The organism is Streptomyces sp. NPDC033966, assembly GCF_055575955.1.
On the sequence record NZ_JBVIRQ010000001.1, the window covers coordinates 799,464 to 822,929 of the forward strand.

The 23,466-nt window shown below is 70.9% G+C and carries 26 protein-coding genes; 17 read left to right on the top strand and 9 right to left on the bottom strand.

Features of this window, described 5'->3' with window-relative positions; all coding sequences use genetic code 11:
• Positions 1-84 precede the first annotated feature (84 nt).
• A complete protein-coding gene (locus ACZ518_RS03715) occupies positions 85-453 on the top strand; it encodes an Mth938-like domain-containing protein (RefSeq protein ID WP_469111384.1) in 369 nt (122 codons plus the stop codon).
• A gap of 8 nt (positions 454-461) precedes the next feature.
• On the opposite strand, the gene ACZ518_RS03720 is transcribed toward ACZ518_RS03715, so the two are convergent.
• Both ACZ518_RS03720 and ACZ518_RS03725 read right to left on the bottom strand, forming a co-directional pair.
• On the bottom strand, positions 462-878 hold the full coding sequence (locus ACZ518_RS03720; RefSeq protein WP_469111385.1) for a nuclear transport factor 2 family protein: 417 nt from the start codon (positions 876-878) through the stop codon (positions 462-464).
• A 98-nt stretch (positions 879-976) separates the two neighbouring features.
• Positions 977-1,273: a helix-turn-helix domain-containing protein gene (locus tag ACZ518_RS03725; RefSeq protein ID WP_469111386.1), complete on the bottom strand. Its 297-nt coding sequence runs from the start codon at positions 1,271-1,273 to the stop codon at positions 977-979.
• A gap of 120 nt (positions 1,274-1,393) precedes the next feature.
• Here ACZ518_RS03725 and ACZ518_RS03730 point away from each other — a divergent pair, with 120 nt between their 5' ends.
• Entirely contained in the window at positions 1,394-1,720 is a 327-nt protein-coding gene (locus ACZ518_RS03730) for a VOC family protein (protein WP_469111387.1), read from the top strand.
• 464 nt (positions 1,721-2,184) lie between these two features.
• Here the strand turns inward: ACZ518_RS03730 and ACZ518_RS03735 are convergent, their stop codons facing one another.
• On the bottom strand, positions 2,185-2,607 hold the full coding sequence (locus tag ACZ518_RS03735) for a hypothetical protein (RefSeq protein ID WP_469111388.1): 423 nt from the start codon (positions 2,605-2,607) through the stop codon (positions 2,185-2,187).
• Between the two features lie 137 nt (positions 2,608-2,744).
• Between ACZ518_RS03735 and ACZ518_RS03740 the strand changes: the two genes are divergently transcribed.
• Genes ACZ518_RS03740 through ACZ518_RS03755 form a run of 4 tightly spaced genes read left to right on the top strand, consistent with a single transcriptional unit; the run spans position 2,745 to position 7,285 of the window.
• Complete coding sequence (locus ACZ518_RS03740; RefSeq protein WP_469111389.1) at positions 2,745-3,851, top strand: hypothetical protein; 1,107 nt, start codon at positions 2,745-2,747, stop codon at positions 3,849-3,851.
• Positions 3,848-5,035 (top strand): toxic anion resistance protein, encoded by a 1,188-nt coding sequence (locus ACZ518_RS03745; RefSeq protein ID WP_469111390.1) that lies wholly within the window; start codon positions 3,848-3,850, stop codon positions 5,033-5,035. Before ACZ518_RS03740 ends, ACZ518_RS03745 begins: the two co-directional genes overlap by 4 nt.
• Positions 5,032-6,693 carry a substrate-binding and vWA domain-containing protein gene (locus tag ACZ518_RS03750; RefSeq protein ID WP_469111391.1) on the top strand — a complete coding sequence of 554 codons (1,662 nt, stop codon included), beginning with the start codon at positions 5,032-5,034 and terminating at the stop codon, positions 6,691-6,693. Before ACZ518_RS03745 ends, ACZ518_RS03750 begins: the two co-directional genes overlap by 4 nt.
• Positions 6,680-7,285: a hypothetical protein gene (locus tag ACZ518_RS03755; RefSeq protein WP_469111392.1), complete on the top strand. Its 606-nt coding sequence runs from the start codon at positions 6,680-6,682 to the stop codon at positions 7,283-7,285. Before ACZ518_RS03750 ends, ACZ518_RS03755 begins: the two co-directional genes overlap by 14 nt.
• 29 nt (positions 7,286-7,314) lie before the next feature.
• Here ACZ518_RS03755 and ACZ518_RS03760 read toward each other — a convergent pair whose 3' ends face one another.
• Positions 7,315-8,139 (bottom strand): AfsR/SARP family transcriptional regulator, encoded by an 825-nt coding sequence (locus tag ACZ518_RS03760; RefSeq protein ID WP_469111393.1) that lies wholly within the window; start codon positions 8,137-8,139, stop codon positions 7,315-7,317.
• A gap of 335 nt (positions 8,140-8,474) precedes the next feature.
• Here ACZ518_RS03760 and ACZ518_RS03765 point away from each other — a divergent pair, with 335 nt between their 5' ends.
• The 11 genes from ACZ518_RS03765 to ACZ518_RS03815 all read left to right on the top strand — a co-directional run bounded on the left by ACZ518_RS03765 (position 8,475) and on the right by ACZ518_RS03815 (position 19,213).
• Positions 8,475-9,206, top strand: a complete 732-nt coding sequence (locus tag ACZ518_RS03765; RefSeq protein ID WP_469111394.1) for an AfsR/SARP family transcriptional regulator — start codon at positions 8,475-8,477, stop codon at positions 9,204-9,206.
• 70 nt (positions 9,207-9,276) lie between these two features.
• Entirely contained in the window at positions 9,277-10,347 is a 1,071-nt protein-coding gene (locus ACZ518_RS03770) for an SMP-30/gluconolactonase/LRE family protein (RefSeq protein WP_469111395.1), read from the top strand.
• Positions 10,344-11,780, top strand: coding sequence for an MFS transporter (locus ACZ518_RS03775; RefSeq protein ID WP_469111396.1), 1,437 nt, complete (start codon positions 10,344-10,346; stop codon positions 11,778-11,780). Before ACZ518_RS03770 ends, ACZ518_RS03775 begins: the two co-directional genes overlap by 4 nt.
• A 64-nt stretch (positions 11,781-11,844) precedes the next feature.
• Positions 11,845-12,891, top strand: a complete 1,047-nt coding sequence (locus ACZ518_RS03780) for an AfsA-related hotdog domain-containing protein (protein ID WP_469111397.1) — start codon at positions 11,845-11,847, stop codon at positions 12,889-12,891.
• On the top strand, positions 12,884-13,540 hold the full coding sequence (locus ACZ518_RS03785) for an HAD family hydrolase (RefSeq protein ID WP_469111398.1): 657 nt from the start codon (positions 12,884-12,886) through the stop codon (positions 13,538-13,540). The genes ACZ518_RS03780 and ACZ518_RS03785 overlap by 8 nt, the downstream gene beginning before the upstream one ends.
• A 64-nt stretch (positions 13,541-13,604) precedes the next feature.
• A complete protein-coding gene (locus tag ACZ518_RS03790; RefSeq protein ID WP_469111399.1) occupies positions 13,605-14,309 on the top strand; it encodes an SDR family oxidoreductase in 705 nt (234 codons plus the stop codon).
• A gap of 96 nt (positions 14,310-14,405) precedes the next feature.
• Positions 14,406-14,837 (top strand): ester cyclase, encoded by a 432-nt coding sequence (locus tag ACZ518_RS03795; RefSeq protein ID WP_469111400.1) that lies wholly within the window; start codon positions 14,406-14,408, stop codon positions 14,835-14,837.
• A gap of 58 nt (positions 14,838-14,895) precedes the next feature.
• The gene (locus tag ACZ518_RS03800) at positions 14,896-15,159 is read left to right on the top strand and encodes an acyl carrier protein (RefSeq protein WP_469111401.1); all 264 of its coding nucleotides are present in this window, start codon (positions 14,896-14,898) and stop codon (positions 15,157-15,159) included.
• Positions 15,159-16,382, top strand: coding sequence for a beta-ketoacyl-[acyl-carrier-protein] synthase family protein (locus ACZ518_RS03805; RefSeq protein WP_469111402.1), 1,224 nt, complete (start codon positions 15,159-15,161; stop codon positions 16,380-16,382). Before ACZ518_RS03800 ends, ACZ518_RS03805 begins: the two co-directional genes overlap by 1 nt.
• Complete coding sequence (locus ACZ518_RS03810) at positions 16,379-17,509, top strand: beta-ketoacyl synthase N-terminal-like domain-containing protein (RefSeq protein WP_469111403.1); 1,131 nt, start codon at positions 16,379-16,381, stop codon at positions 17,507-17,509. The genes ACZ518_RS03805 and ACZ518_RS03810 overlap by 4 nt, the downstream gene beginning before the upstream one ends.
• A gap of 30 nt (positions 17,510-17,539) precedes the next feature.
• Positions 17,540-19,213 (top strand): phytoene desaturase family protein, encoded by a 1,674-nt coding sequence (locus ACZ518_RS03815; protein WP_469111404.1) that lies wholly within the window; start codon positions 17,540-17,542, stop codon positions 19,211-19,213.
• Between the two features lie 2 nt (positions 19,214-19,215).
• On the opposite strand, the gene ACZ518_RS03820 is transcribed toward ACZ518_RS03815, so the two are convergent.
• From ACZ518_RS03820 to ACZ518_RS03840, 5 genes are all read right to left on the bottom strand, one after another.
• Positions 19,216-19,890, bottom strand: coding sequence for a response regulator (locus ACZ518_RS03820; RefSeq protein WP_469111405.1), 675 nt, complete (start codon positions 19,888-19,890; stop codon positions 19,216-19,218).
• Positions 19,871-20,887, bottom strand: coding sequence for a sensor histidine kinase (locus tag ACZ518_RS03825; protein WP_469111406.1), 1,017 nt, complete (start codon positions 20,885-20,887; stop codon positions 19,871-19,873). Before ACZ518_RS03825 ends, ACZ518_RS03820 begins: the two co-directional genes overlap by 20 nt.
• A 306-nt stretch (positions 20,888-21,193) precedes the next feature.
• Positions 21,194-22,060, bottom strand: coding sequence for an NAD-dependent epimerase/dehydratase family protein (locus ACZ518_RS03830; protein ID WP_469111407.1), 867 nt, complete (start codon positions 22,058-22,060; stop codon positions 21,194-21,196).
• 73 nt (positions 22,061-22,133) lie between these two features.
• The gene (locus tag ACZ518_RS03835; protein ID WP_469111408.1) at positions 22,134-22,607 is read right to left on the bottom strand and encodes a DUF1772 domain-containing protein; all 474 of its coding nucleotides are present in this window, start codon (positions 22,605-22,607) and stop codon (positions 22,134-22,136) included.
• On the bottom strand, positions 22,607-23,443 hold the full coding sequence (locus ACZ518_RS03840; protein WP_469111409.1) for an ester cyclase: 837 nt from the start codon (positions 23,441-23,443) through the stop codon (positions 22,607-22,609). The genes ACZ518_RS03835 and ACZ518_RS03840 overlap by 1 nt, the downstream gene beginning before the upstream one ends.
• Positions 23,444-23,466 lie beyond the last annotated feature (23 nt).

Below are 23,466 nucleotides of genomic sequence, written 5' to 3' on the forward strand. Positions count from 1 at the left end.
GGTACTTCGAGGCGATCGAGAAGGCGATGGCGACTGCCCGGCGTGGTTGGGAACATGGTCGGCAACGACGACGAAGGGTGCCCGATGGACCGGTCTCCGCTGATCACGCACGTCTCCTGGGGCGAGATGGAGGTCGAAGGGCTCCCGGCGGCCAAGGACTTCGTGCTCTATCCCGGCGGCGGGAGCGCCTGGGACTGGGGCGTGCACGGGACGCGGCACGAACCCGGGATCCAGGCGGGGGAGGTACGGGAACTGCTGGAGCGCGGATGTGCGGTCGTCGTCCTCAGCCAGGGGATGGAGCGGCGGCTGAAGACGGCTCCGGAGGCGCTGCGGGTGCTGCGGGAGGCGGGGGTCACCGTGCACGTCGACGAGACCAGGGCCGCCGTCGGCCTGTACAACAGGCTGGCCGGGGCCGGGGAGGCCGTCGGCGGGCTGTTCCACTCCACCTGCTGAGGGGCCGCTCAGGATCCGAAGGCCTGGGCGACGGCCAGGCTGTCCTCGTAGACGTGGTGCCGGGTGACGAGGCCGCCTTCGACGGTGAGGTGCAGGGCGAACCTCGCACGGTACGCACGCCCCGTGCTCCGGGCGGTCTGACGGATCTCACCGAGCACGACCGCGTCGCTTCCGTCGACGAGGATCCGCTCGACCTCGGTCGCCGCACACTCCGGCACGTGGTGCTCGGCAAGCGCGCGGTAGTGCGCGGCCGCGTCGGCCCGGGTGGACCGGTGGCGGATCCACGGCGTGGCGGGACGGCCGTGCTCGGCCTCCGGCCAGTCGAGCTTCCAGTCGCCCCCGTCGGCGTACAACTCGGCGATGCGCTCGGCATCGCCCTCGCCGATCCTGCGCAGCAACTCCTCGACCACCGTGCGCGTGTCCATGACTGCCCCTCCGTCCTGGTCCGCGTCGTCCGACGCGGGGAGATCACCGATGCTGCCAGCGCGGGCACACCAAGACGATTACCTCTGAAGTAAGGCAGCTAGCAGGCGGGCGCGGGACGGCCCCGGCCGCCGGTGGGGTCGACGGCCGGCTCCTCGGCCTCGCGGGGCACCAGGCACACGGTCAGGTCGGTACCCATCGCTTCCGCGACCCGGTGCAGGACGTCGAGGCTCGGCAGGCTCCTGGCAGCCTCCAGCCGCGAGACGTGCGGCTGCCTCATGCCGGCCGCCTCCGCCAGCCGGCGCTGCGACCAGCCGAGCTCCATCCGCCGGTCGTACACCGCCTGGGCGATCCGGTAGGCGAGGTCCCGCTCGTCGAGCTCATTCTTCCTTGGCATACCCCCAATGGTATGTATACCTTGAGCGGGATACCAGAGGTGCCGCATCACCCCTGCGTGCAAACCGAGTTGGCCGGTAACCCGCCCGACGGAGGGAAGACAGATGCTCGGACGACCCGCATGACCATCGACCTGCTCGTCATCTACACGAACCGGCTCGAAGAGTGCCGCGACTTCTACGCCGGCCTCGGGCTCGCCCTCGTACCGGAGCGCCACGGCAACGGCCCGGACCACTACGCCGCGACCCTCGCCGACGGCAGCGTCCTGGAGCTCTACCCCGCCACCCGCCGCCCCGAGACGGGCTACCTGCGCCTCGACCTGACGGCACCACCCACCGACTCCCCCGCCCGCCACACCCTGACCGACCCCGACGGCCGCACGGTCGTCCTGACCACCCCGGAGCAGCCCCGGACGGCCGTCGGCCGCCGAGACGGGAGAAGCGCGTAGCGATCCGACGCGCCCATGCGCTTCCCCCGCTGCCCTGATCAACCTCTGGTGCGGGTATCAGCCAAAGACGGCCGTCGGACGCCGAGATGACAGGAGCGCGTAGCGATTTGCTGCGTGGGTGCTCCGGAGGTCGCTCTGATCAACCTCTCGTGCGCGCAGTCGCGCCCCCGGCCCCGAATCCGGCATCCACGGGCCCGGATGCCCGGCCGGCCGACGCCCGGCCCCGTCGCTCATCGCTGACACGGCCGCCCCTCCCACCATGGACCGTGCCGTTCTTTTGGGGGCTTCCCGTCAGTCTTTCGGCTTTCCGGGGCGGGACGGGCTGTCAAGGGTCGCCGAAGGCGATCACGAAGTGACGCGACGAAGGAGCGCCCTTGACAGGCCGGCCCGACACGGAAGGACGATGGGACTGACGGGAAACCCCCAAACCAGCTGCGAGACCGCCCAAGGGGCTACCGCTCCCCTCACCCCTCCCCCGCCACACCCGCCTCCCCCACCACACCCGCCACCCCGCACCACACCCCCGCCCCCGGGGCCCACACCGGGCCGATGGCCTCCGTGCGGGCCGGCGGGGTGTCCGGGGTGAGGCCCGGGAGGCGGACCAGGGTGCGGGTTTCCCGGGCGTCCGGCTGTGCGGGCGGGCGGTCGCGGAACTCGACCGTGGCGACGTACGAGCCCTCGCCCCGGGCCTCCAGGACCGCCACCGCGCGCCGGCTCGGCGGGTCGATCCGGCACCCGCTGACCCGTACCTCCGGCGGGGCGGCCGCACGGCCCTCCGGGCCGGAAGGGCCTCCGCTGGCCCACACGTACAGCCCCAGCGGGGCGAAGACCAGCAGGCAGGACAGGCCCACCATGCCGACCGCCCACCCCTGCCATTTCAGTGCCATGCCCCGATCCTCCCGCCGCCCGCCCCCGCCCACCAGCACCCGCCAACCCGGACACCATTTCGAAGCGGGACCGTCTGGACACCCGGCGTTCACCCAACCCCGCGCGGAATGTGGGTTTCCGTGAGCAGGCTGCCCCCGTGAGACGCATCCTTGGAATCGCTCTGGCGGTCCTCCTGATGGGCGGCGTGATCGCCGTCATCGTCCTCGGGGGAACCGGAACATCAGAGGGCACGGCAACGAAGACCGTGCGTGGCGTCATCGGGTCGGAGAAGTCCGAGTTCTTCCGTGACCCCGACGTCGTCAAGGCCCTTGCAACCAAGGGCTACACCGTGAAGACCGAGACCTCGGGCTCCTGGGCGATGGACCAGCTGGCCCTCAAGGAGTACGACTTCGCCTTCCCCAGCAGCAGCGAGCCCGCCGACGAGATCGCCGCGAAGGCCGGGGTGAAGGGCGCGCAGAGCGCGAAGCCCTTCTTCTCCCCCCTCGTGGTCATCGCCCGCGCCAACGCGGCCCGCGTCCTCGCCGACAACGGCCTCGCCAAGATGAACGGCAAGAACACCGGCACCCTCCTGATGGAGCCCTTCCTCAAGGCGGCCGGCGAGGACCGCACCTGGCAGCAGCTCCCCGGCTCGGCGGCCCACACGGAACTGAACGGCACGGTCTTCATCAAGACCTCCGACCCCTCCACCTCCAACTCCGGCGCCCTGTTCATCGGCGCCACCTCCAACGTGGCCAACAACAAGACGGTCGTCTCCGACGACGCCGGCATCGAGCGCACGGCCCCGCTCCTCCGGAAGCTGATCTCCGTCCAGGGCTCCCTGGAACCCAGCACCGACGGCCCCTTCCGCTCCTTCATCAGCGGCAGCGGCGAGCCGCTGGTCCTCGCCTACGAGGCGCAGGTCGCCGCGCTGCTGCTGCAGAAGCAGGCCACCACCGGGGAGGCGGCGGGCATGGTCGTGCTGTACCCGGACACCACCGTGAACTCCCCGCACACCTTCGTGCCGCTCGGCGAGAAGGCCAAGGACCTCGGCACGCTCCTCGCCACCGACAAGAAGCTGCGCGAGCTGGCCGTGCGGCACGGCTTCCGCCCCCAGGAGGGCACCGCCGAGTTCTCCGCCGCCACCACCCAGTACGCCGGGTACCTGAACCCGGAGCTGACCGGGATCCGCCAGGTCAGCGCTCCGACCGTGAAGGTCCTGACGGCGCTGGCAGGCCGCGCCAAGGGGCAGGGGGGCACGCCGTGACACTGACACCGCCCGAGGACGGCCCGCTCGTGCTGACCGCACCCGAGCCGGTCCCCGCCGTCCGCCGCGAGCAGGCCTCCGGTCTCGTACCGCTCCAGGACGGTGTCCAGGAGGAGATGGCCCGCCGGGCCGGGGAGTACGTCGGCCGGCTCGCCGGCGTCGACGCCCGCTCCCCGGAGTTCGCGAGCCGCATCAACGACATCACCGCGCTCGGCTCCGCCGACATGCGCACCGCGGCCAACCAGTCGAACCGGATGCTGGAGCGGGCCGTACGCTCCCTCGGCCCGGACGGCGGCGGGGACGCCCAGGCCCGGGTGGCGGGGTCGCTGGTCGAGCTGCGCCGCACCGTCGAGGACCTCGACCCGCGGGACGCGCCCGCCAAAGGGGCCCGCAAGCTGCTGGCGAAGCTGCCGGGCGGCAACAGGTTCCGCGACCACGTGGCCAAGTACGCCTCCTCCCAGGCCACCCTGGACCGGATCGTCGGCGCGCTTCGCGGCGGCCAGGACGAGCTGCGCCGCGACAACGCCGCCCTGCACACCGAGCGGGCCCGGCTGTGGGAGACGATGGGCAAGCTCCAGGAGTACGCGGTGCTCACCGAGGCCCTGGACGCGGCCGTCGAGCAGCGGATCACCGAGGCCGGGCACACCGATCCCGCCCAGGCGGACGCGCTCCGCGCCGACGTCCTGTTCCCCGTCCGCCAGAAGCACCAGGACCTGCTGACGCAGCTGGCGGTGTGCGCGCAGGGCTACCTGGCGATGGACGTGGTCCGGCGCAACAACGAGGAGCTCATCAGGGGTGTCGACCGGGCGGCGACGACCACCGTCTCGGCGCTGCGCATCGCGGTGATGCTGGCGTCGGCCCTCGACAACCAGCGCAAGGTGGTCGAGCAGGTCGACGCCCTGCGCGGCACCACCGAGGAGCTGATCCGGGGGAACGCGGAGATGCTGGCCACCCAGAGCGGCGAGATCCAGCGGATCGCCGCCGACCCGGCCGTGGGCGCGGAGACCCTCCGTACGGCCTTCGCGCAGATCTACAAGACCTTGGACGCGATCGACACCTTCAAGGTCCAGGCCACCGAGAACATGGCGGCGACGGTGGAGTCCCTGACGGGCGAGCTCCAGGCGGCCTCGGCGCACCTGGCCCGCACCCGCACCGCGAACGCCCTGGAAGGCGGGGACCGATGATGCTGAGTACTGCCCGGCTGCGCAGACGCCTGGCCGCGACGGTGGTGCTGGCCGCGACCCTGCTGGGCGCCACGGCCTGCACCTCGGAGGACCCCGCCCAGGGCGGCACGGGCGGTTCCGCCGGCGGGGCCAAGCCCCAGGAGTACAAGGAGGGCCGGCTGCGGGTGCTGGCCTCCAGCGAGCTCACCGACATGGCCCAGATCCTGAAGGACGCCAGGGCGGCCACCGGGGTCTCCGTCGACTTCACCTGGTCGGGGACCCTGGACGCGGCCGAGCAGGTCGCCTCGGGCAAGGCGGACGGCAAGTACGACGCGATCTGGCTGTCCTCCAACGACTACCTGCGGCTGCGCCCCGAGGCCGCCGCCAAGCTCGCCAACGAGACGCCGGTGATGTCGTCTCCGGTCGCCGTCGGTGTCAAGCCGGAGGCGCTGGCCCGCCTGGGCTGGAAGCCGGAGGAGGTGACCTGGTCGGCGGTCGAGGAGGCCGTGGCGGCCGGGAAGCTGACGTACGGGATGACGGACCCGGTGCGCTCGAACTCGGGTTTCTCCACCCTCGTCTCGGTGGCCTCGGGCCTGTCCGGCGCGCAGTCGGCGCTGACCGACGCGGACGTGCAGAGGGCCCGGCCGCGGCTGAAGGAGTTCTTCAAGGGGCAGAAGCTGACCTCCGGCTCGTCGGGCTGGCTCGTGACGGCGTACGCCAAGCGGGACGACGTGGACGCGCTGGTCAACTACGAGTCGGTGCTGCTGTCGATGAACGACCGGGCGAAGTCCCCGCTGAAGGTGATCCGCCCGAAGGACGGGGTGGTCACCGCGCACTACCCGCTGACGCTGCTGACCTCGTCCCCGGCGGGGGCGCGGGAGTCGGGCCGGCTGCTCACGGAGTACCTGCGGGGCGACGCGGCGCAGAAGGCGATCACGGAGAAGACGTTCCGGCGGCCGGTGGCCGCCGGGGTGGCCCCGGCGGCCGGGCTGGACCCGTCGGTGCGCCGCGAACTGCCCTTCCCGGGCGCCCGGTCGGTGGCGGACGGGCTGCTGGCCTCGTACGAGAACGAGCTGCGCCGGCCCTCGCGGACGGTGTACGTGCTGGACACGTCGGGCTCGATGGCGGAGGGGGACCGGATCGGGCGGCTGCGCTCGGCCCTCACCGACCTGACGGGGACGGGGAGTTCGGGGACGGGGCGGCGTTTCCGGGACCGCGAGGAGGTGACGCTGCTGCCGTTCGGCGACAAGGTGAAGCAGGTGCTGACGCACGTCGTCGAGCCGGGCAATCCGGGGCCCGCCCTGGACGCGATCCGGGGTGATGTGAAGTCGCTGCGCCCGGAGGGCGGCACGGCCGTCTACGCCAGTCTGAAGGCCGCGTACCAGCACCTGGGGCAGGGCAACGCCGACGCTTTCACCTCGATCGTGCTGATGACGGACGGGCAGAGCGGCGACAAGGTGAAGGACTTCGACTCCTTCTACGCCGGGCTGCCGGAGGCGCAGAAGCGCACGCCGGTGTTCGCGGTGCTGTTCGGGGACTCGGACCGCAAGGAGCTGACGCACATCACGGAGCTGACCGGTGGCCGGCTCTTCGACGCGACCGGCGTGGGGGTCCCCCCATCGGTAGCTGGGGGAGGTTCGCTGGACGGGGCGTTCGAGGAGATCCGTGGCTACCAGTAGAGCGCTCGCGTACCTGGAGTCGAAGAAGAACCTGTGGGGCAGCGCCTGCGGGCTCGTCGGGCTGGGCCTCACCCTGGCCGGGGTGGCGGGCACGTACTGGGCGGCGGTGATCGCGGGGCTGTACGGGGCGGGCGCGCTGATCGCCCCGCCCGACCGGACCCCGCCGCCGCCGTTCCCGGGCCCCGCCGAGCAACTGGACCTCGTACGGGAGGACCTGGGCCGGCTGCGCGGGTACGTGGCGGAGGTGGAGCTGCCGCCGGCCGCCGAGGGGAAGCTGAGCGAGCTGCTGGACCTGTACGCGGCCCTGCTGGACCCGGGCTGGCCGGCGCAGGTCCTGGGGGCCGATCCGGAAGCGGTGCACTCGCTGGCGCGGGCGGTCCGGCTGGACGTGCCGGAGTGCGTGGACACGTACAACCGGACCCGCTGGTGGACCCGGCTGACGCCGGGCGGGGAGTCCCCTGAGCGGCACCTGGAGCGGCAGCTGTCGCTGCTGTCGGAGGAAGCGGAACGCCTGGCGGCGGACCTCCAGGACCGCGAGGCCCGCCGGCAGCAGACGCACACGACCTATCTGGAAGGCCGCAGGGAGTCCTGAGGGAGTGCCGAGGGAGTGCCGAGGAAGTCCTAAGGCGTGGCCGCCGCCCTGCCCGCGCGCGGGAGGACGGACCACGGCGGCTCCGCAGTGGAGGCGTCGGGGTCCGGGTCGAGGATCAGGTCCATGAGCCGCCGGGTGCCGGGCAGCGGGCTCAGGCCGAGCTCTTCGCGCAGGATCCGCTCCAGTGCCCGGTAGGCCTGGAGCGCCTCGGTCCGGCGTCCGCACCGGTGGAGCGCGGCGATGAGGTGGCCGTGGAACCACTCGTGGAGCGGGTGGTCGTGGACGAGGAGGCGCAGTTCCGGGATCACCTCGCGGTAGCGGCCGAGCCGGACGGTGATCTCGATGTGCAGTTCCAGTGCCTGGACGTACAGCTCCTCCAGGCGTGCCCGGCGGCCGGCCAGTACGTGTCCGACCGGGATGTTGGAGACCAGCGGGCCGCGCCTGATGGCGAGGGCCCGCTTCATGTGGGCGGCGGCGGTTTCCGCGTCGCCCCGGTTCAGTTCGGTGTCCGCGCGCAGGACGAGGTCTTCGAGTTCCCATACGTCGGTGGCCTGGTCTTCGAGGTGCAGCATGTAGCCGGAGGGGCACGTGATCAGGACGGGCCGGGAGGTCTCTCCGGCCGACAGCTCGTCGAGCCGCCTGCGGGCGTGGTGGATGTGGGTCTGGGCCGTGGCGAGGGCGGTGCGCGGGGGGCGTTCCCGCCAGAGCTCGCGGACCAGGGTGTCCGAGCCGACGACTTCGCCCGGCTGGGTGGCGAGCAGGGCCAGGGCCTGGGCGACCTTGGGCGGTCCCGGGGTGTGGGACGTGCCGTCGGCCGTGACGATGAGGAAGGGTCCGAGGAGTCTCAGACGCATCGTGCACTCTCCTTTCCAGGGGCCCGGACGCCCGCATCATCGAGGACCGTCAGAAGCGGCAATTGGTTCTCGGCAGCATAGCTTTGGTCTTCTTCCGGCCAACGTCGGCGTGTTCCGTGCGATCGGATTGCCTCCAAGGAGGCATGAGGGGTGCACCATAGGACGTCTGTCTAGATCCCTGCGGTTCTCCTAGATTCGTTGCCATGCCGCTGTTGATGCCGCAACCGATCACCTCCGCCAATGGGTCCAGTCCCGATCTCCTCGACGATTGGCTCGCCGCCCACTCCACCCGTCCCGACCGAAATCCTGAATTCCGCATTCTCGGTCCGCTCGAAATGCGCCACGGCGCCGCCGTGTACCGCCCCCGCGGTCCCAAGGTGCGCAAGCTGCTGGCTCTCCTCATCGTGCGGGCCAACGAAACCGTGCCGGTGGACCACCTGATCGACGAGCTGTGGGAAGGCGACCCGCCGGCCACGGCGGTCAACACGGTCCGCACGCACGTCTACCACCTGCGCCAGGAGCTCGTTCAGTGGCTCGGGCACGACGCGGTGCAGGACCTGCTGACCACGGAGGCGACCGGGTACTCGCTCAACACGGACGAACGGCAGACCGACCTGGCCGTCTTCCGCAAGACCTGCGCCCAGGGACGTCAGGAGGTGCGGTCCGGGCACCTGGAGGCGGCATACGAGAGCTTCGGCGCCGCGCTCGGCATGTGGCGCGGGCCCGCCCTGGCCGACGTACGCCAGGGACACGTTCTCGCGGCACACGCCCGGGAGATCGAGGAGCTCCAGCTCCACGCCCAGGAGAAATGGATCGAAGTGGCCATGCGGCTGGGCTATTACCGCGAAGTCCTGCCCCAGTTGCGGAATCTGGTGGCCAGCCACCCCTACAACGAATGGCTGCACGCGCGGTTGATCGACGCACTGCACCAATCGGGCCGGCGGGGCGATGCCCTGCGCGCGTTCCAGGACGTACGCACCGTCCTGGCCCACGAACTCGGTCTGGAGCCCTCGGAGGACCTGAGGCGGGTGCAGCGGTGCGTACTGGTCGGCAGCCGGGCTTCCTGACCGGCCGCCGGCCCGCCCCCTCCCCCACTCCCCTTGTCCTTGCCCAGTACGTACGACAGAAGGAAAAACAGTGTTTCGTTCACTGCCCTTAGCGGCCGCTGCGGCCGGCGTGGCCGTGCTCGCGTCCATCGCGCCGCTCGCGCTACCGGCCGTCGCCGTGGCGGACCCGGTCCCCGCGGCCGCCGGTTCCGTGAGCCTCCACCAGGGCGCCGACGTCATCACCGGCCGGGCCACCGAGCTCTACCCGGAGGGCATCGCCTGGGACCCGACCCGGCGCGCGTTCCTGGTCGGCTCCGCCTCCCAGGGCAACCTCTCCGTGATCGGCCAGGACGGCGGCATCAAGGAGCTGGCGCCGAGCATCGGCAAGGTGTCGACCCTCGGCATCCGCGTGGACACCGCCCGCAACCGCATCCTGGTCGCCTACAGCGACTTCTGGGTCCGTCAGCGCCTGGACGTCGGCGATCAGCCGCCGACCTCGGGCGTGGCCATCTTCGCCCTGGACACCGGCAAGCTGCAGCGCAAGGTGGACGTGGCGGGCGGACGCGGACGCACCTTCGCCAACGACCTCACCTTCGACCGCCGCGGGAACATCTACGTCACGGACTCCGTGTCGGACACGATCCAGCGGATCGGCCTCGACGGCAAGGTCACCCCGGTGGTCACCGACCCCCGCTTCGCCGCCGACATCGTCGGTCTGAACGGGATCGTCTGGCACCCGGACGGCTACCTGCTCGCCGTGCGCTACGACACCGGCGTCATGTTCCGGATCAACCCGAACGCGCCGGCGCACCGCCGGGTGACCGAGGTCAAGCTCCCCCGGCCGCTGGTCGGCACGGACGGTCTCGGGCTGCGTCCCGACGGCTCCCTGGTCGTCGTCACCAACTCCATCGGCGCCGCCGTGGGCGTGCCCGGCGGGGTGGACGCCGTGACCGTCCTGGAGTCCGAGGACGGCTGGCGCACCGCCGGCTTCAGCCAGCGGGTGGACCCGTGGCCCACCCAGGGCCCCACGACCGTGGCCGTGACCCCGCACGGCGACTACGTCCTCAGCGGGGACGTCGGTGAGCTCATGGCCGGCCGGACCTCGGACCTGGTCACCCTGCGCCGCATTCCGGGCTCGGAGTTCGGGGGGTACGGCCGATGATGGCGAACAAGGGACCGGCTCCCGTATGGGCGCTGATAGCGACTTCCCTGCCGATGTTCATGGTGTCGCTGGACAACCTGGTCGTCACCAACGCCCTGCCCAAGATCGCCGAGCAGTTCAGTGTCAAGCAGTCCGAGCTGCAGTGGGTGATGAACGGCTACGTGCTGGCCTTCGCCGGGCTGCTGCTGGCGGGTGCGGCACTGGGTGACCGCTTCGGCCGCCGCCGGGTGTTCCTGTGGGGCGTCGGGCTCTTCACGGCCTCCTCCATCGGCTGTGCGGTGGCCAACTCGGTCGCCACGCTGGTGATCGCCCGCGTGCTCCAGGGCGCCGGTGCGGCGGCCATCCTGCCGGTCTCGCTCACCCTGGCCGTCGCCGCCGTCTCCCGGGAGAAGCGGAACGCAGCCGTCGGTGTGTGGGGCGGCGTCAACGGCCTCGGCATCGCGGTCGGTCCGCTCGCCGGCGGCCTGGTGACCGAGCAGATCGACTGGAGCTGGATCTTCTGGATCAACGTGCCGGTCGGCATCATCGCCCTGCCCCTCGCCTTCTGGGCGGTCAAGGAGAGCAAGGGTGCCGAGCGGAACCTGAACGTCCCCAGCATGGTGCTGGTCACCGGCTCGGTCGTGGCCGCGGTCTGGGGCATCGTCCACGCCGCGGACCACGGCTGGACCCAGGGCACCACTCTGATCGGTCTCGGCGTCGCGGTGGTGCTGGCGGTCGCGTTCATCCTCAACGAGCGCAGGAGCGCGAGCCCGCTCATCCCGCTGCACATGTACCGGGTCCCGGCCTTCGTGCTCAGCAACGTGGTGTCGATCACGATGTACTTCGGTGTCTTCGGGTCGATCTTCTTCCTGAGCCAGTTCCTGCAGGGCCCGATGGGCTACTCGCCCTTCGAGGCGGGACTGCGCACCCTCCCGTGGACCGTGGCGCCGATGATCGTGGTGCCCGCCGCGATGGGCTTCGTGGACCGCATCGGCGGCGGCGTCCTGCAAGCGGTGGGCTGTGCCCTCCAGGCCCTCGGCCTGGGCTGGATCGCCCTGATCGTCACCCCCGACGTCGGCTACGGCTCCATGGTGCCCGCCCTCGCCCTGGCCGGTATCGGCATGGGACTCGTCTTCGCGGGCAACCCCGCCACGGTCATCTCCGCGGTGCGGGAGAGCGAGCACAACAAGGCCTCCGGCGCGAACAACACCAGCCGCGAGTTCGGTGGTGCGCTGGGTGTCGCCGCCCTGACGGCGGTCTTCAGCCGGCAGTTCGCCGGTGCCGGCGGCGGCGACGCGCAGGCGGCCTTCACGGACAGCCTCCAGTCGGCGCTGTGGATCGGCACGGCGGTGGTCCTGCTCGGTGCGGTGAGCGCCCTGTTCATCAGGCGCCGTGCGACGCAGGACAGCCCCGGGGCCGTCGAGCAGGAGCGGGCGTCGGTCGCGGTCGGCTGACCGCGACCACTCCCGCCCGCAAGCCAACCGTTCACTTCGGAGAAGTGGTCTGGAGGGAAGACGTATGACCACGCAGGTGATTGAGGACGCCACCTCTTCTGTGATCCAGGACATCGACTACGGCCGCACCATCGAACGGGCACTCGTGCACCGTTCCGCGATTACCGAAGTCTTCGTCACGGATGTTCAAACGCTGCGGCCCATGGCGGTGACGGCTGGAATTCACCTTCCGCTGACCCATCTCTATTACAGTGACCACCGGTCGCGGCCCAAGCTGCACGATTCCCTGATTTTCCTGGAGGCCGGGCGGCAGGTTTCGATCGCGGGTTCCCACGTTCACGTGGGAATTCCGATCGACACCATCGCCATCGTGAATACCTTCCAGTTCTCGATGAAGAATCTGTATGCTCTGGAAGTAGGCCGGGAACCCGGAACACCGCGGATCGACACCGACTTCTTCGGTACCCCGGCCCGCAACGGCCGGTTCCGCAAGGGCCGGCTCGTCCAGCGGATCTTCATGGGTGACGTGCACGTCGGCGACCACTCCATGGACGTGCTCTTCCTGAAGAAGCACGAGAACGAGATCCTCCGCCAGGCGCAGCGCGGCACACCGGCACCGATGAGCTCGGAGTTCACCGAGGACATCGTGGCCCGCACCGCCAAGCGCGTCGCCCCGGAGCTGGTGGGCCGCGACAACCCGCTGAACGTCGTCCTCACCGAACCGGAGGTCACCGGCGATTCGGTCGTGGCCCAGGTCGTACCGCGCTTCGACAACCCCGCGCTGTTCGACCACGCCTACGACCACCTGCCGGCGATGACCCTGGTCGAGGCGGCCCGCCAGGTGGCGGTCTACTCGGCCGGCGCCGCCGGCCGGGCTCCGGGGGAGGCTCCCCTGCCGGTGTACGCCTCCGGCTTCGACGCGGAGTTCTACCGCTTCGCGGAGCTGGACGTACCCCTGACGGTGGTGGCGGACCGGGCGCCGGCCGGTCCCGAGCGCCACGTGATCCGCGTGCGGTTCCTCCAGGACTCGGAGGAGATCGCGGCGCTCACCGTCACCGTCGACGACGCATCCCGCATCCCGCAACTCCAGCCGAGGAACCACCATGCCTGACAGCACCGCGCCCCGACTGGCGATCTGGTCGGACTTCGGAGGCGTCCTCACCCCTCCGCTCAGCCACACCATGGAGAAGTTCTGCGCCTCCATGGGCGTCGACCAGACGGTCCTCGGACGCGCTCTGGCCACCGTCACCGCCCGGTACGGCACCAGCGACATCATGGAGCCGATCGACACGCCGATCGTGACCGAGGAGGAATGGCTCCGCGAGATCGGTGACGTGCTGGAGTCCGAGCACGGCGTCACCCTCCGCCTCACCACGATGGCGGACGCCTGGTTCGACGGGCGGGAGACCAACCACGACTGGGTGTCCCAGCTGCGCAAGGCGCGGGACCGGGGAGCGTTCGTCGGGATGCTCTCGAACATGGTGCCCGCCTGGGACCAGCACTGGCGGCGCATGATCGAGCCCTCCCAGCTCTTCGACGACGTCCTGCTCTCCTTCGAGACGGGTCACCGCAAGCCCTCGCCCGGCATGTTCGAACTCGCCGCGCGGCGGGCGGGAGTGGCCCCGGAGCACTGCGTGCTCGTGGACGACCTGCCGCACAACTGCGCCGGCGCCGAGGCGGCCGGATGGCGGGCGGTGCTCTTCACCGACGCCGAGAGCGCCGGCGCCCAGCTCGAATCCCTGTGGGACGACGTCGCATGAGACGCCCGTCCCAGACACCGCCACCACCACAAGGCCCGTGGCCACACGACAAGAGGAGGTGCACATGAGTCGCTCCGTACTCGTCACCGGCGGAAACCGGGGCATCGGACTGGCCACCGCCGAGGCCTTGGCCGCCGAGGGGAACAAGGTCGCGATCACCTACCGCAACGGGGAACCGCCGCCCGGATTCTTCGCCGTGCGGTGCGATGTGACCAACCCCGACGACGTCAGGGCCGCGGTCGAGGACGTGGCCATCCAGCAGGGTCCCGTCGAGGTCCTGGTCTCCAACGCCGGCATCACCCGCGACCAGCTGCTGATCGGCATGCCGGACGAGGACTTCCGGGCGGTGATGGAGACCAACTTCCAGGCCGCCGTCACCGTCACCCGGGAGGTCATCCCGGCGATGATCAAGGCCCGCTGGGGCCGGCTGATCTACATGTCGTCGATGAGCGGCATGGCCGGTGCCCCCGGCCAGACCAACTACGCCTCGTCCAAGGCGGCGCTGATCGGCTTCGCCCGGTCGCTCGCCATCGAGGTGGGCCGGCGCAACATCACGGTCAACGTGGTGTCCCCCGGCCTGATCGAGACCGACATGGTCCAGGACATCACCGACGTCCGCCGGGAGCAGGCCCTGGCCAGGACCGCCCTGGCCCGCCCCGGGACCGCCCAGGAGGTCGCCGCCGCCGTGCGCTTCCTCGCCGGCGACGACGCCTCGTACGTGACCGCGGGCGTCATCCCGGTCACCGGCGGCCTGGGCGCCGGCCACTGAGCCGGCCCCCGTACCCACTGACCCACTGACCCACCCCGGATCCACCCCTCGGATCCGTCTTCCGATCCGTCCACACATACCAACAGGAGCAATGCGATGAGCAACGAAGCACTCGAACTCGCCATGGAGATGGGCAAGGTCTTCAACGACCTCAACGAGGAGGCCGCCCACAAGTACATCGGCGCCGAGTTCGTCGACCACGAGGCCCCTCCCGGCACCCCGGGCGGCCCGCTCGGCTACCTCGGCACCGCCCGCTGGGTCCACAGCGCCTTCGCCGGCGCCACGTGGGAGCACCTGGACAGCTTCTCCGAGGGTGACCGCGCCATCCTGCGGCTGCGCTTCACCGGCAAGCACGTCGGCAACTTCCTCGGCTTCGAGGCCACCCAGCGCGACGTGGACGTCGAGCAGACCCACATCTACCGGATCGAGAACGGTCTGGTCGTCGAGCACTGGGGCTACCGCCAGGACCTGCTGATGCTGGCGCAGATGGGTGCCATCACCCTCCAGCCGCCGACCCCGGCCGCCTGACCCGGCCCCTCCCGTCACACCCCCTCCAGCCACACCCCATCCAGGAAGAGGAAACGTCATGAGCGCACAGACTGTCGAGCTGAGAACTGACCTCGAGGCCCAGGTCCGCGAGATCGTCAACGAGGAGCTGGAGCTGGAGGACGGTGAGCTGACCTACGACGGCCACTTCATCGACGACTACGAGAGCGACTCCCTCACCCTCATCACGGTCGTCTCCCGCATCGAGAAGGAACTCGGCTACGTCATCCCGAAGGAGGAGCTGGAGTCCCTGGAGACCCTGCGCGCCCTCCTGGTGGCGGTCGAAGGATGCGCGGGCAACTGATGCCTGACACGCCCTTGCGACGAGTCGTCATCACGGGACTCGGAGCGGTCAGCCCGGTCGGTATCGGTGCGGAAGTCTTCGCCGGTGCCGTCCGGGCGGGCCGGGTCGGCATCGAGCCGATCCGCAGCTTCGACGCCAGCCCGTTCCCCAGCCGAAAGGCCGCCGAGGTCAACGACTTCGAGCCGGCCGAGATCCTGCGCAACCTCGACCCCGACAGGTGGGGGCGCAGCGGGCTCCTGGCGGCCGCGGCCGCCCGCCTGGCCGTGGAGGACTCCGGCCTCGAGCCCGAGCTGCTCTCCGCGAGCCGGTCCGGCTCGATCATGGGCACCACCAGCGGCGAGTCCGCGGTGGGCCAGAGCCTGGGCGGCCAGTGGCTCACCCAGGGCCTCAAGGGCCTGGAGCCCCGACTGGTCGGGCAGATGCCGGCCAGCCAGATCGCCAACGCGGTGAACGCCGAACTCGGACTGTCCGGCGACGCCCAGACCATCCCGACCGCCTGCTCGGCCAGCAACTACGCGCTCGGCTACGCCTTCGACATGGTGCGCAGCGGCGAGGCCGACTTCATGCTCGCCGGCGGCGCGGACGTGGTGAACCGGCTGACCCACTCCGGTTTCTACGCCCTGGGCGCCATGGCGAAGGACCTGCCCCAGCCGTTCGACGCCAACCGCGCCGGCATCGTCACCGGCGAGGGCGGAGCGGCGCTGCTGCTCGAACCGCTCGAGCACGCGCTGGCCCGCGGTGCCCGCATCTACGCGGAGGTGCTCGGCTACGCCGCGAACTGCGACGCCGAGCACATGGTGCACCCGGACGCCACGAGCATCGCCGCGTGCATCCGGGCCGCCCACCGCAACGCCGGGGTCACCCCGGAGCAGATCGACTACATCTGCGCGCACGGCACGGGTACGCCCACCAACGACTCCACCGAGGTGAACGCGGTCCGCCAGGTCTTCGGTGACCGGCTGCCGCCCATCAGCTCGATCAAGTCCATGCTCGGCCACACCATGGGCGCGGCCAGCGGCTTCGGTGCGATCGCCTCCTGCAAGGCACTCGAGCAGGGCTTCCTGCCGCCCACCGCGAACCTGGTGGAGATCGATCCGGAACTGGGTCCCGGCGTGGACGTCGTTCCGGGCCGGGGACGCGACGCCCATGTGGAGATCGTCCAGAACCACGGTTTCGCCTTCGGCGGCAACAACGTCATCACCATTCTCGGGAGGTACTCGTGACCACAGCGGCGCCCGTGCGGCCGTTGACCGTAGTCAGCGCCGGGGTGGTCTCCAGCGCGGGCTACGGCCTGGCCCCCCTGGCCGCCCTGCTGAACGGGGAGGCCGTGGCGGGCGGCAGCGCCGGACCCGACGCCGGGGAGTACCCCCCGCGTCCGGTCCGGCCGGTTCCCGACTTCAAGCTCGCCGACCACCTGGGGCGCAAGGGCATCAAGTACCTGGACCGCCTCACCGGCCTGAGCCTGGTCGCCTGCAAGCAGGCGCTGGAATCGGCCGGCCCGGACGGGGCCGGCGAGGAGCCGGCCCGGACCGGTGTGGTGCTGGCCACCAACACCGGCAGCATCGCCGGGTACACCGACCTGCTGTACGACACGCTCACGCTGGACAAGCCGCAGCTCATCAACCCCGGCAAGTTCTCCAACAGCGTGATGAACGTCAGCGCCGGGCAGATGGCCATCCGGCACGGGTTCAAGGGCCTGAACGCCACGGTCGCCGGCGGGCGCAGCGCCAGTCTCTACGCCTTCCGCCACGCCCGGATGGCCATGTCGGTCGGGCACGCGGACCGGCTCCTGGTGGGCGGTTCCGAGGAGCTCAGCGCTCCGACGGCGTGGGCGTGGCACCACGCCGGGACGCTGAACGAGCAGGCGCCGGTCGGCGAGGGCTCCGCCATCTTCGTCGTCACGTCCGATCCGACCGCCGAGGAGCAGGAGTCCGCCCTCGCGGAGCTCCTGGCCTGTGAGGTCGGGTACAACAGCTGGACCGGCGTCAACCAGCGCCAGGAGGGCCACCGCGGGCTGACGAACGGGCTGGCCGCGGCCATCACCCGGGTGCTGGACCGCAGTGGGGTCCGGGCCGAGGACGTGGACGTCGTGTCCCTGGGCGCCACCCACCACGTGGGGCTGGAGCGGCTGGAGGAGCGCGCGGTCCGTCTCGCGCTCGGGCACCTGCCGGAGCAGGTGCGCGTCGGCGAGGTACTGGGCGAGACGTACAGCGCCAGCGGCGCCATGCAGCTCGCGGGCCTCCTCGCCCACTGGCAGAACGAGCCGGCCGGGCGCCCCCGTATCGGCCTGGTCACCTCGGTCGGCCATGACGGGAACGCCGGTGCGCTGATCGTGCGCAGCCGGGCCTGAGTGCACAGCGCGAGAAGGGAGCGGTGACCCGTGAATCGGGATGAGTGGGACGCCATTGTCGTCGGCAGTGGCATCGGCGGTCTGGTGTGCGCGGCGTACCTCGCGGCCGACGGCCGGCGGGTGCTCGTGCTGGAACAGCATGACGTGGCCGGTGGCAACAGCCATGTCTTCCGCCGCCGCCGGGCCTACGAGTTCGACGTGGGCGTCCACTATCTCGGCGACTGCGGTCCGGACGGGGTGCTGCCCGCGATCTTCTCCGGCCTCGGTCTGGGCGGGCGGGTCACCTTCCGGGAGATGGATCAGGACGGCTTCGACCGGATCGCGCTGCCGGACCTCACCGTGGACGTCCCGACGGGCTGGGACAGGTATGCGAAGCGGCTCTCGGAGGCGCTTCCGGAGGATGCCGAGGGCATCCTGCTGTTCACCGACGTGTGCGCCGCCATCGCGGACGAGACCCGTTCGCTGATGCTGTCGGACGGTGACCTGTCCGTGGCCGACCTGATGGCCCGCACGCCGGTGACCGCCCGCTGGGGACGCCGTACGGTCTCCGAGCTGTTCGACCACTGCGGTCTGTCCCCGCGGGCCCGGACGGTCCTGGCCGCCCAGTCGCCCAACTACGGGATGGGCGCGCGGCAGGCCGTCGTGTCCATGCACGCGGCCGTCACCGACCACTACCTCCGGGGCGCCTACTACCCGGAGGGCGGTGGCCAGGTGCTGCCGGCCTCGCTGGTCGAGGCGCTGGAGGCGCACGGCGGCGAGCTCCGCACCCGGAGCCGGGTCCGTCGCATCCTCGTCGAGGACGGCAGGGCCGCCGGGGTGGAGATGACGGACGGCGAGGTGCTCAGGGCCCCCCTCGTGGTGTCGAACGCGGACTACCGCCGGACCGTGCTGGACCTCGTGGGCGAGGAGCACTTCGGCCGCCGGCTGGTGGCCAAGACCCGGGAGGCGGAGATGGCACTGCCCTTCGCCACCCTCTACATCGCGCTCGACCGGGAGCTTCCCGCCCGTCCGAACGCGAACCTCTGGTGGTACCGGAACGACGACATCGAGGCCGCCTACCAGGATCTGGCCGATGAGCGCGTCGACGAGGTGCCCCTCCTCTTCTTCTCCTTCGCGTCGCTGAAGGACCCGGGCGCGCGCAACGTCTGCCCGCCGGGGCACAGCAACTTCCAGGTGATGACGCTGTGCCCGCCCGGGTACGGGTTCTGGGGCGTGAACGAGGGGCCGGCGGCCGGCGAGCGGTACCGGCGGAACGCGGCCTACCAGGACCGCAAGGCCCGGCTGACCGAGGCGATGCTGAGTGCCGCGGAGGAAGCGATCGGCCCCTTCCGGGACCACATCGTGCACCTCGAGGCGGCGACGCCGATCTCGCACGAGCGGTACACGCTCGCGACGGGGGGTACGCCGTACGGCCTGGCCCACTGGGGCGGCGTCGGCGGCCGGCCCGACACGGCCACCACCGTCGAGGGGCTGTACGTGGTGGGCGCCAGCACCCGGTACGGCAGCGGTATCACCGGTGCCGCCGTCGGCGGCATGGCCTGCGCCGGGCAGATCACGGGGCGCCGGCTGCTCGCCGAGGTCCACGGGGGCGCGGTGCTGGGCGACCCCGCCCTGCTCCCGGCGCGGGCGGCGGACTGGGATCCGCTCGCCGTGTCCCGCGGGGCCGGCCGGCGCAACGCGCGCGGCCTGGCCGGGATCGGCTGAGATCAGCCGCCGTCACCCAGGTTGGGTCTGCGGACGATCAGCTGGGCGTCGATCGCCTTGTTGACCGCGTCCACCCTGGACACCGCTTCGAGCTTCTCGAAGATGTTGCGGAGGTGCCGTTTGACGGTGCCCTCCGCGACGCCGAGCTCACTGGCGATCTGCCGGTTGCTCATGGCGTGCGCCACCAGCGTCAGGACCTCGCGCTCCCTCGGCGAGAGGCCCGAGGGCGCCGGCGCGAAGGCACTGGGACGACCCTGCTGCGGCACCGCGATGATGGTGTGCGGATCCACGTTGCGGATGTTGCGGATGGCCGCGAGCAGGGTCTCGTGGTGCGTGCTCTTGTGCAGGTAGCTTCTGGCGCCCTGGCGCAGCAGCTCCTGGATGAGCTGAGGATCACCATGCATGCTGAGGATCAGGACCTGCAGATCGGGCAGGGCCCTGCTCAGCTCTCCCACCACGGTGGGGGCATGGTGATTCGGCATTTCCACGTCCAGCAGCACGACCTCCGCCCGGTGCTCGACGGCCAGCTCGACGAGTGCGGCCGACGTGTCGGTCTGGGCGACCACGCGCAGGTCCCCCTGGAGGTCCAGCAGCTCGCACAGGGCGTTGCGCAGCAGGGAGTGGTCATCGACGGCGATGATCCGGATGGGGTCCGCCTCAGACGCCGGGTTCGCCATGACTGCCTCCGATGAACGGAACGGTGATGGTGATCTGGGTGCCGCTGCCGGGCGAGCTGATGAGCCTCACGCTCCCGTCCAGCAGTCCCGCGCGCTCGTAGAGCGACCTCAGTCCGTTGCCGCTGCGCAGGTGGGGTTCGAACCCGACTCCGTTGTCCTGGACCCGCGCGACCACGTTGCGTCCCTCGATGCCGACGTCGACCGTGGCCATGGAGGCGTCGGCGTGGGCCAGGGTGTTGCGCAGGCATTCGCGCACCATGAGGAAGAGGGCGTCTCCCATGCCCATGGCCGCTGTCACGCAGTCCACGTCGTCGTCGACGTGGATGTGCACGACCGGGTGGGAGATGTCCGCCGCGGCGAGGTACCCGAGCAGCGCGGACTTCAGTTCGTGGGGGGCGTCGGAGTCGTCGCGCAGACCGTCGACGAGGTCCCGGGTGCTGGTCATCGTCTCGATGAGGGTGCGCTTGAGGTCCGCGATGCGCTGCTCGTGCTCCAGTCCCCGTTCGCCGGCGCCGCGCCTCAGCATGATCTCCAGCAGTTCCAGCTGGCGCAGTGCGAGGCTCGTGTGGTTGCCGATGCGGTCGTGGACCTCACGCGACAGTTCGCGCTGGTTGTGCAGGGTGCTCAGGAGCTCTATGGCCGGCTTTTCGAGGCTCCGGTGGAGGACGGTGTGCAGGTCGGTCAGGACCTGGGCCAGGCGCCGGCTGTCCCGGGGGGCCGGGAAGACCTCGCACAGGACCTCGGAGATGACGCCGAAGAGCGTGCGGGCCGCGTGGATGCAGTGGAGGGCGGCCTGGTCGCGCTCTCGTGGAGTGCTGTATTTCCGCCGGAGGTCGAGTCCGGCGCCTCCGGTGGCCGGCAGCCGTCCGAGCTGCAGGGAGAACAGGCATTCCGCAAAGACTTCCAGGGCGTACCTGCTGGTGTGCCACCAGTGCTCGGGATCGGTACCGAAAGGGCTGCGTTCCATGACGAGCCGCTGCCGGTATGTCTCGATCATGTCGGACTGTCGTGCGATGAAGTCGGGTGTCGGGTCGAATGCGATCCCGACCCAGGCCGTCCTGTCTTTCTCATTTGTCGAGGCCATTTTTCGCCATTCCCCCCGTTGCCGCATTCGCGATCTCAAACATAGTGCCCCCCTCCTGTTAGAAGATCCCTTGAGCGCCGCATGAGGAGGGCCACAAGGCCGCTCGGAGGTTGGTTCATGCCCCTTTGGGTGATTCATCGCCTCCTCGGCGGCGTCGTTCTCCGGGCATGACGAAAGGCCGCCTGCTTCCGGGAAGCGGCGGCCTTTCCCCTGAAGGGATCAGAGACCCTTGGCGAGGTCGTCCAGCGGGTCGCGGTGCTGCGGAATCCAGCCCAGCTCGTCCTGGGCCCGCGTGGTGGCGAACTGCTGGTCCAGGAAGAGGGCGTCGGCCAGGAGGCCGAGCTTCTGGGAGAGCTCCTCGACCGACACCGAACGGGTCTGGCCGGAAATGCCCGCCGCGTGGCTCAGGGCTTCGGCCACGTCCCGGGTCCGCACGTTCACGCCGGTCACGCCCAGGTACTGGGTGCCGGCCGGCGCCTTGAGCGCGCGGGCGTAGAGCTCGGCGATGTCGTCGACGTGCACCAGCGACCAGGAGGAGTTGCCGTCGCCCAGGTAACCGATGGCACCGGCCTGCAGGCCCTCGCCGAGGAAGAAGCCGGGCAGGCCGCCCGACCGCCCGTAGACGAGACCGGGGCGCACGATGACCGGGTGCTTGCCCTGCGCCGTCGTGGCCAGCAGCTGCTGCTCCAGGGGCACGCGCCAGGCGACGACCATGGGCGCGGCGAACGGTGCGTCCTCGGCGACAGCGCCGTCGGTGTCGCCGTAGGCCCAGCTGCCGCCGGTGTGGACGTACGGGTTGCCGCCGACGCCCTCCAGCAGCGCGTTCGCCGCGATCCGGTCCACCTCTCCGGAGCGCTCGTCCCCGGTCAGGGCCAGGTGCACCACGCCGTCGGACGCGGCCGCCGCCTCGCGCAGCAGCAGCGCGTCGGTCAGCTCGCCCACCAGCGGGGTCGCCCCGAGCTCGGCGACCACCTTCGCCGACGCCTCCGACCGCACGAGCGCGGTCACGGAGTCACCCTGTGCGGCCAGCACGCGCAGCAGGGAGCGGCCGATGTAACCCGACCCGCCGGTGACGAATACCTTCATGATATTTCCTCTCGAATACGAAAAATATGGGTGCCCTGGCCGCCCGCGGCCGGGGCGGCGCGGCCGCCGGCCGTCAGCCGAAGGCCACGCCCGTGAACAGCGCGGCGAGCGTGAGCCCCTGGAGGACGACGCGCACGTTGATCACGCTGTCCCAGGTCTTCTGCAGCTCCCGGGCGTCGGGGAGCGTCGTGCCCGCGACGGCCGCCGCGCTGAGCTTCTTGTTCACGGGGCCGCTGATGCGGCTGTAGATGAGCAGCCAGACGATCAGCGAGACGAGGGCGACCGCCGCCGACACGATGGCGAGGGCACCGCCCGTGAACACGGCCGCGACCGTGGTGAGCGCGGTGGCGACGACGCCGGTCACGCCCGGTACGGGCATCCGCTGGTCCCCGTAGTGATGGGTGAGCCCCATGGCGCTGGTGAGCACCTCGTCGTTGGCGTGGGCCATGGCGGGCCGCTGGACCAGCGCGGAGAAGAAGTCCGTGCCGTACACCACCGCGTTGGCCAGCAGGGCGATGCCCGTCAGGACCGCGTGCAGGACGTCCATCAGGCCGCCACCTCGGGCGTGAGCTTCGGCGGGGCGTTCCAGGTGTGCCCGGCCGCCGCGTCCGGGGCCGCGTCGTCCACCAGCCACGGATCGGTGCCGTGGATGTCGCGGACCTGCTCGCGCAGCCACAGGTCGAAGGGGTCCTCGGAAGCGTCCCAGAGACGGGCGACCCGGGCGGGGTCCTTCGCCTCGAAGTAGACGGCGACCTGGTCCCCGGCCGCACCCGGGGTGAGGCGGAAGACCTCGTGGCTGATGCCCAGCCGGCGGCGGGAGGCCTCGTACTCGCGCAGCCGGGGGCCCGCCAGTTCCGTGTTGAGCCGCTGCCAGGCCTCGGCCTTGTCCGCCGGCAGGGGGACGACGCGCACCACGGGCAGGTCCGTCTTGCGGACCGTGCGCCGGCCCTTGCCCGGCGCGAACATCCGCATCCCGAGCTGCGCGAACATGTTGGACGCCACGCCGATCGCCCAGCGCTCCGCGATCAGTCCGTCCTCGAAGCGCCAGACGACGATCCCGGTGGACTCGATGGTGCGGCCGGTCGGCTCCATGCCCAGCAGCTCACCGAGGTGGGTGCCGTGCCAGGTGTTGTGGATGACCACGTGGTCGCCGTGGGCGCTCATGTCCTCGATGACGACCTTGAGGTCCGGGAACGCGGTGCGCAGGCCGGCGATGGTGTACTTGACGCCCTCGACACCCTCGGGCGCGCCCGGCAGGCCTTCGTGGTCGATGATGTCCGGCCGGTAGATGTCGTCCACGATGGAGAAGTCACCCTGGTTGACGAACTCGTCGAAGACGCGGCGGATGGTCGCCTTGTTGTGTTCCGTGGAGCCGGTCACCATGACCGTCCCTCCTCTCGTGCCCT

Bases quoted from the DNA above. Each gene is read 5' to 3' on its own strand.
- ACZ518_RS03715 (WP_469111384.1), top strand. From the start codon at position 85: ATGGACCGGTCTCCGCTGATCACGCACGTCTCCTGGGGCGAGATGGAG.
- ACZ518_RS03720 (WP_469111385.1), bottom strand. From the start codon at position 878: ATGGACACGCGCACGGTGGTCGAGGAGTTGCTGCGCAGGATCGGCGAG.
- ACZ518_RS03725 (WP_469111386.1), bottom strand. From the start codon at position 1,273: ATGCCAAGGAAGAATGAGCTCGACGAGCGGGACCTCGCCTACCGGATC.
- ACZ518_RS03730 (WP_469111387.1), top strand. From the start codon at position 1,394: ATGACCATCGACCTGCTCGTCATCTACACGAACCGGCTCGAAGAGTGC.
- ACZ518_RS03735 (WP_469111388.1), bottom strand. From the start codon at position 2,607: ATGGCACTGAAATGGCAGGGGTGGGCGGTCGGCATGGTGGGCCTGTCC.
- ACZ518_RS03750 (WP_469111391.1), top strand. From the start codon at position 5,032: ATGATGCTGAGTACTGCCCGGCTGCGCAGACGCCTGGCCGCGACGGTG.
- ACZ518_RS03760 (WP_469111393.1), bottom strand. From the start codon at position 8,139: ATGCGTCTGAGACTCCTCGGACCCTTCCTCATCGTCACGGCCGACGGC.
- ACZ518_RS03765 (WP_469111394.1), top strand. From the start codon at position 8,475: ATGCGCCACGGCGCCGCCGTGTACCGCCCCCGCGGTCCCAAGGTGCGC.
- ACZ518_RS03775 (WP_469111396.1), top strand. From the start codon at position 10,344: ATGATGGCGAACAAGGGACCGGCTCCCGTATGGGCGCTGATAGCGACT.
- ACZ518_RS03780 (WP_469111397.1), top strand. From the start codon at position 11,845: ATGACCACGCAGGTGATTGAGGACGCCACCTCTTCTGTGATCCAGGAC.
- ACZ518_RS03785 (WP_469111398.1), top strand. From the start codon at position 12,884: ATGCCTGACAGCACCGCGCCCCGACTGGCGATCTGGTCGGACTTCGGA.
- ACZ518_RS03790 (WP_469111399.1), top strand. From the start codon at position 13,605: ATGAGTCGCTCCGTACTCGTCACCGGCGGAAACCGGGGCATCGGACTG.
- ACZ518_RS03795 (WP_469111400.1), top strand. From the start codon at position 14,406: ATGAGCAACGAAGCACTCGAACTCGCCATGGAGATGGGCAAGGTCTTC.
- ACZ518_RS03800 (WP_469111401.1), top strand. From the start codon at position 14,896: ATGAGCGCACAGACTGTCGAGCTGAGAACTGACCTCGAGGCCCAGGTC.
- ACZ518_RS03805 (WP_469111402.1), top strand. From the start codon at position 15,159: ATGCCTGACACGCCCTTGCGACGAGTCGTCATCACGGGACTCGGAGCG.
- ACZ518_RS03820 (WP_469111405.1), bottom strand. From the start codon at position 19,890: ATGGCGAACCCGGCGTCTGAGGCGGACCCCATCCGGATCATCGCCGTC.
- ACZ518_RS03825 (WP_469111406.1), bottom strand. From the start codon at position 20,887: ATGATCGAGACATACCGGCAGCGGCTCGTCATGGAACGCAGCCCTTTC.
- ACZ518_RS03830 (WP_469111407.1), bottom strand. From the start codon at position 22,060: ATGAAGGTATTCGTCACCGGCGGGTCGGGTTACATCGGCCGCTCCCTG.
- ACZ518_RS03835 (WP_469111408.1), bottom strand. From the start codon at position 22,607: ATGGACGTCCTGCACGCGGTCCTGACGGGCATCGCCCTGCTGGCCAAC.
- ACZ518_RS03840 (WP_469111409.1), bottom strand. From the start codon at position 23,443: ATGGTGACCGGCTCCACGGAACACAACAAGGCGACCATCCGCCGCGTC.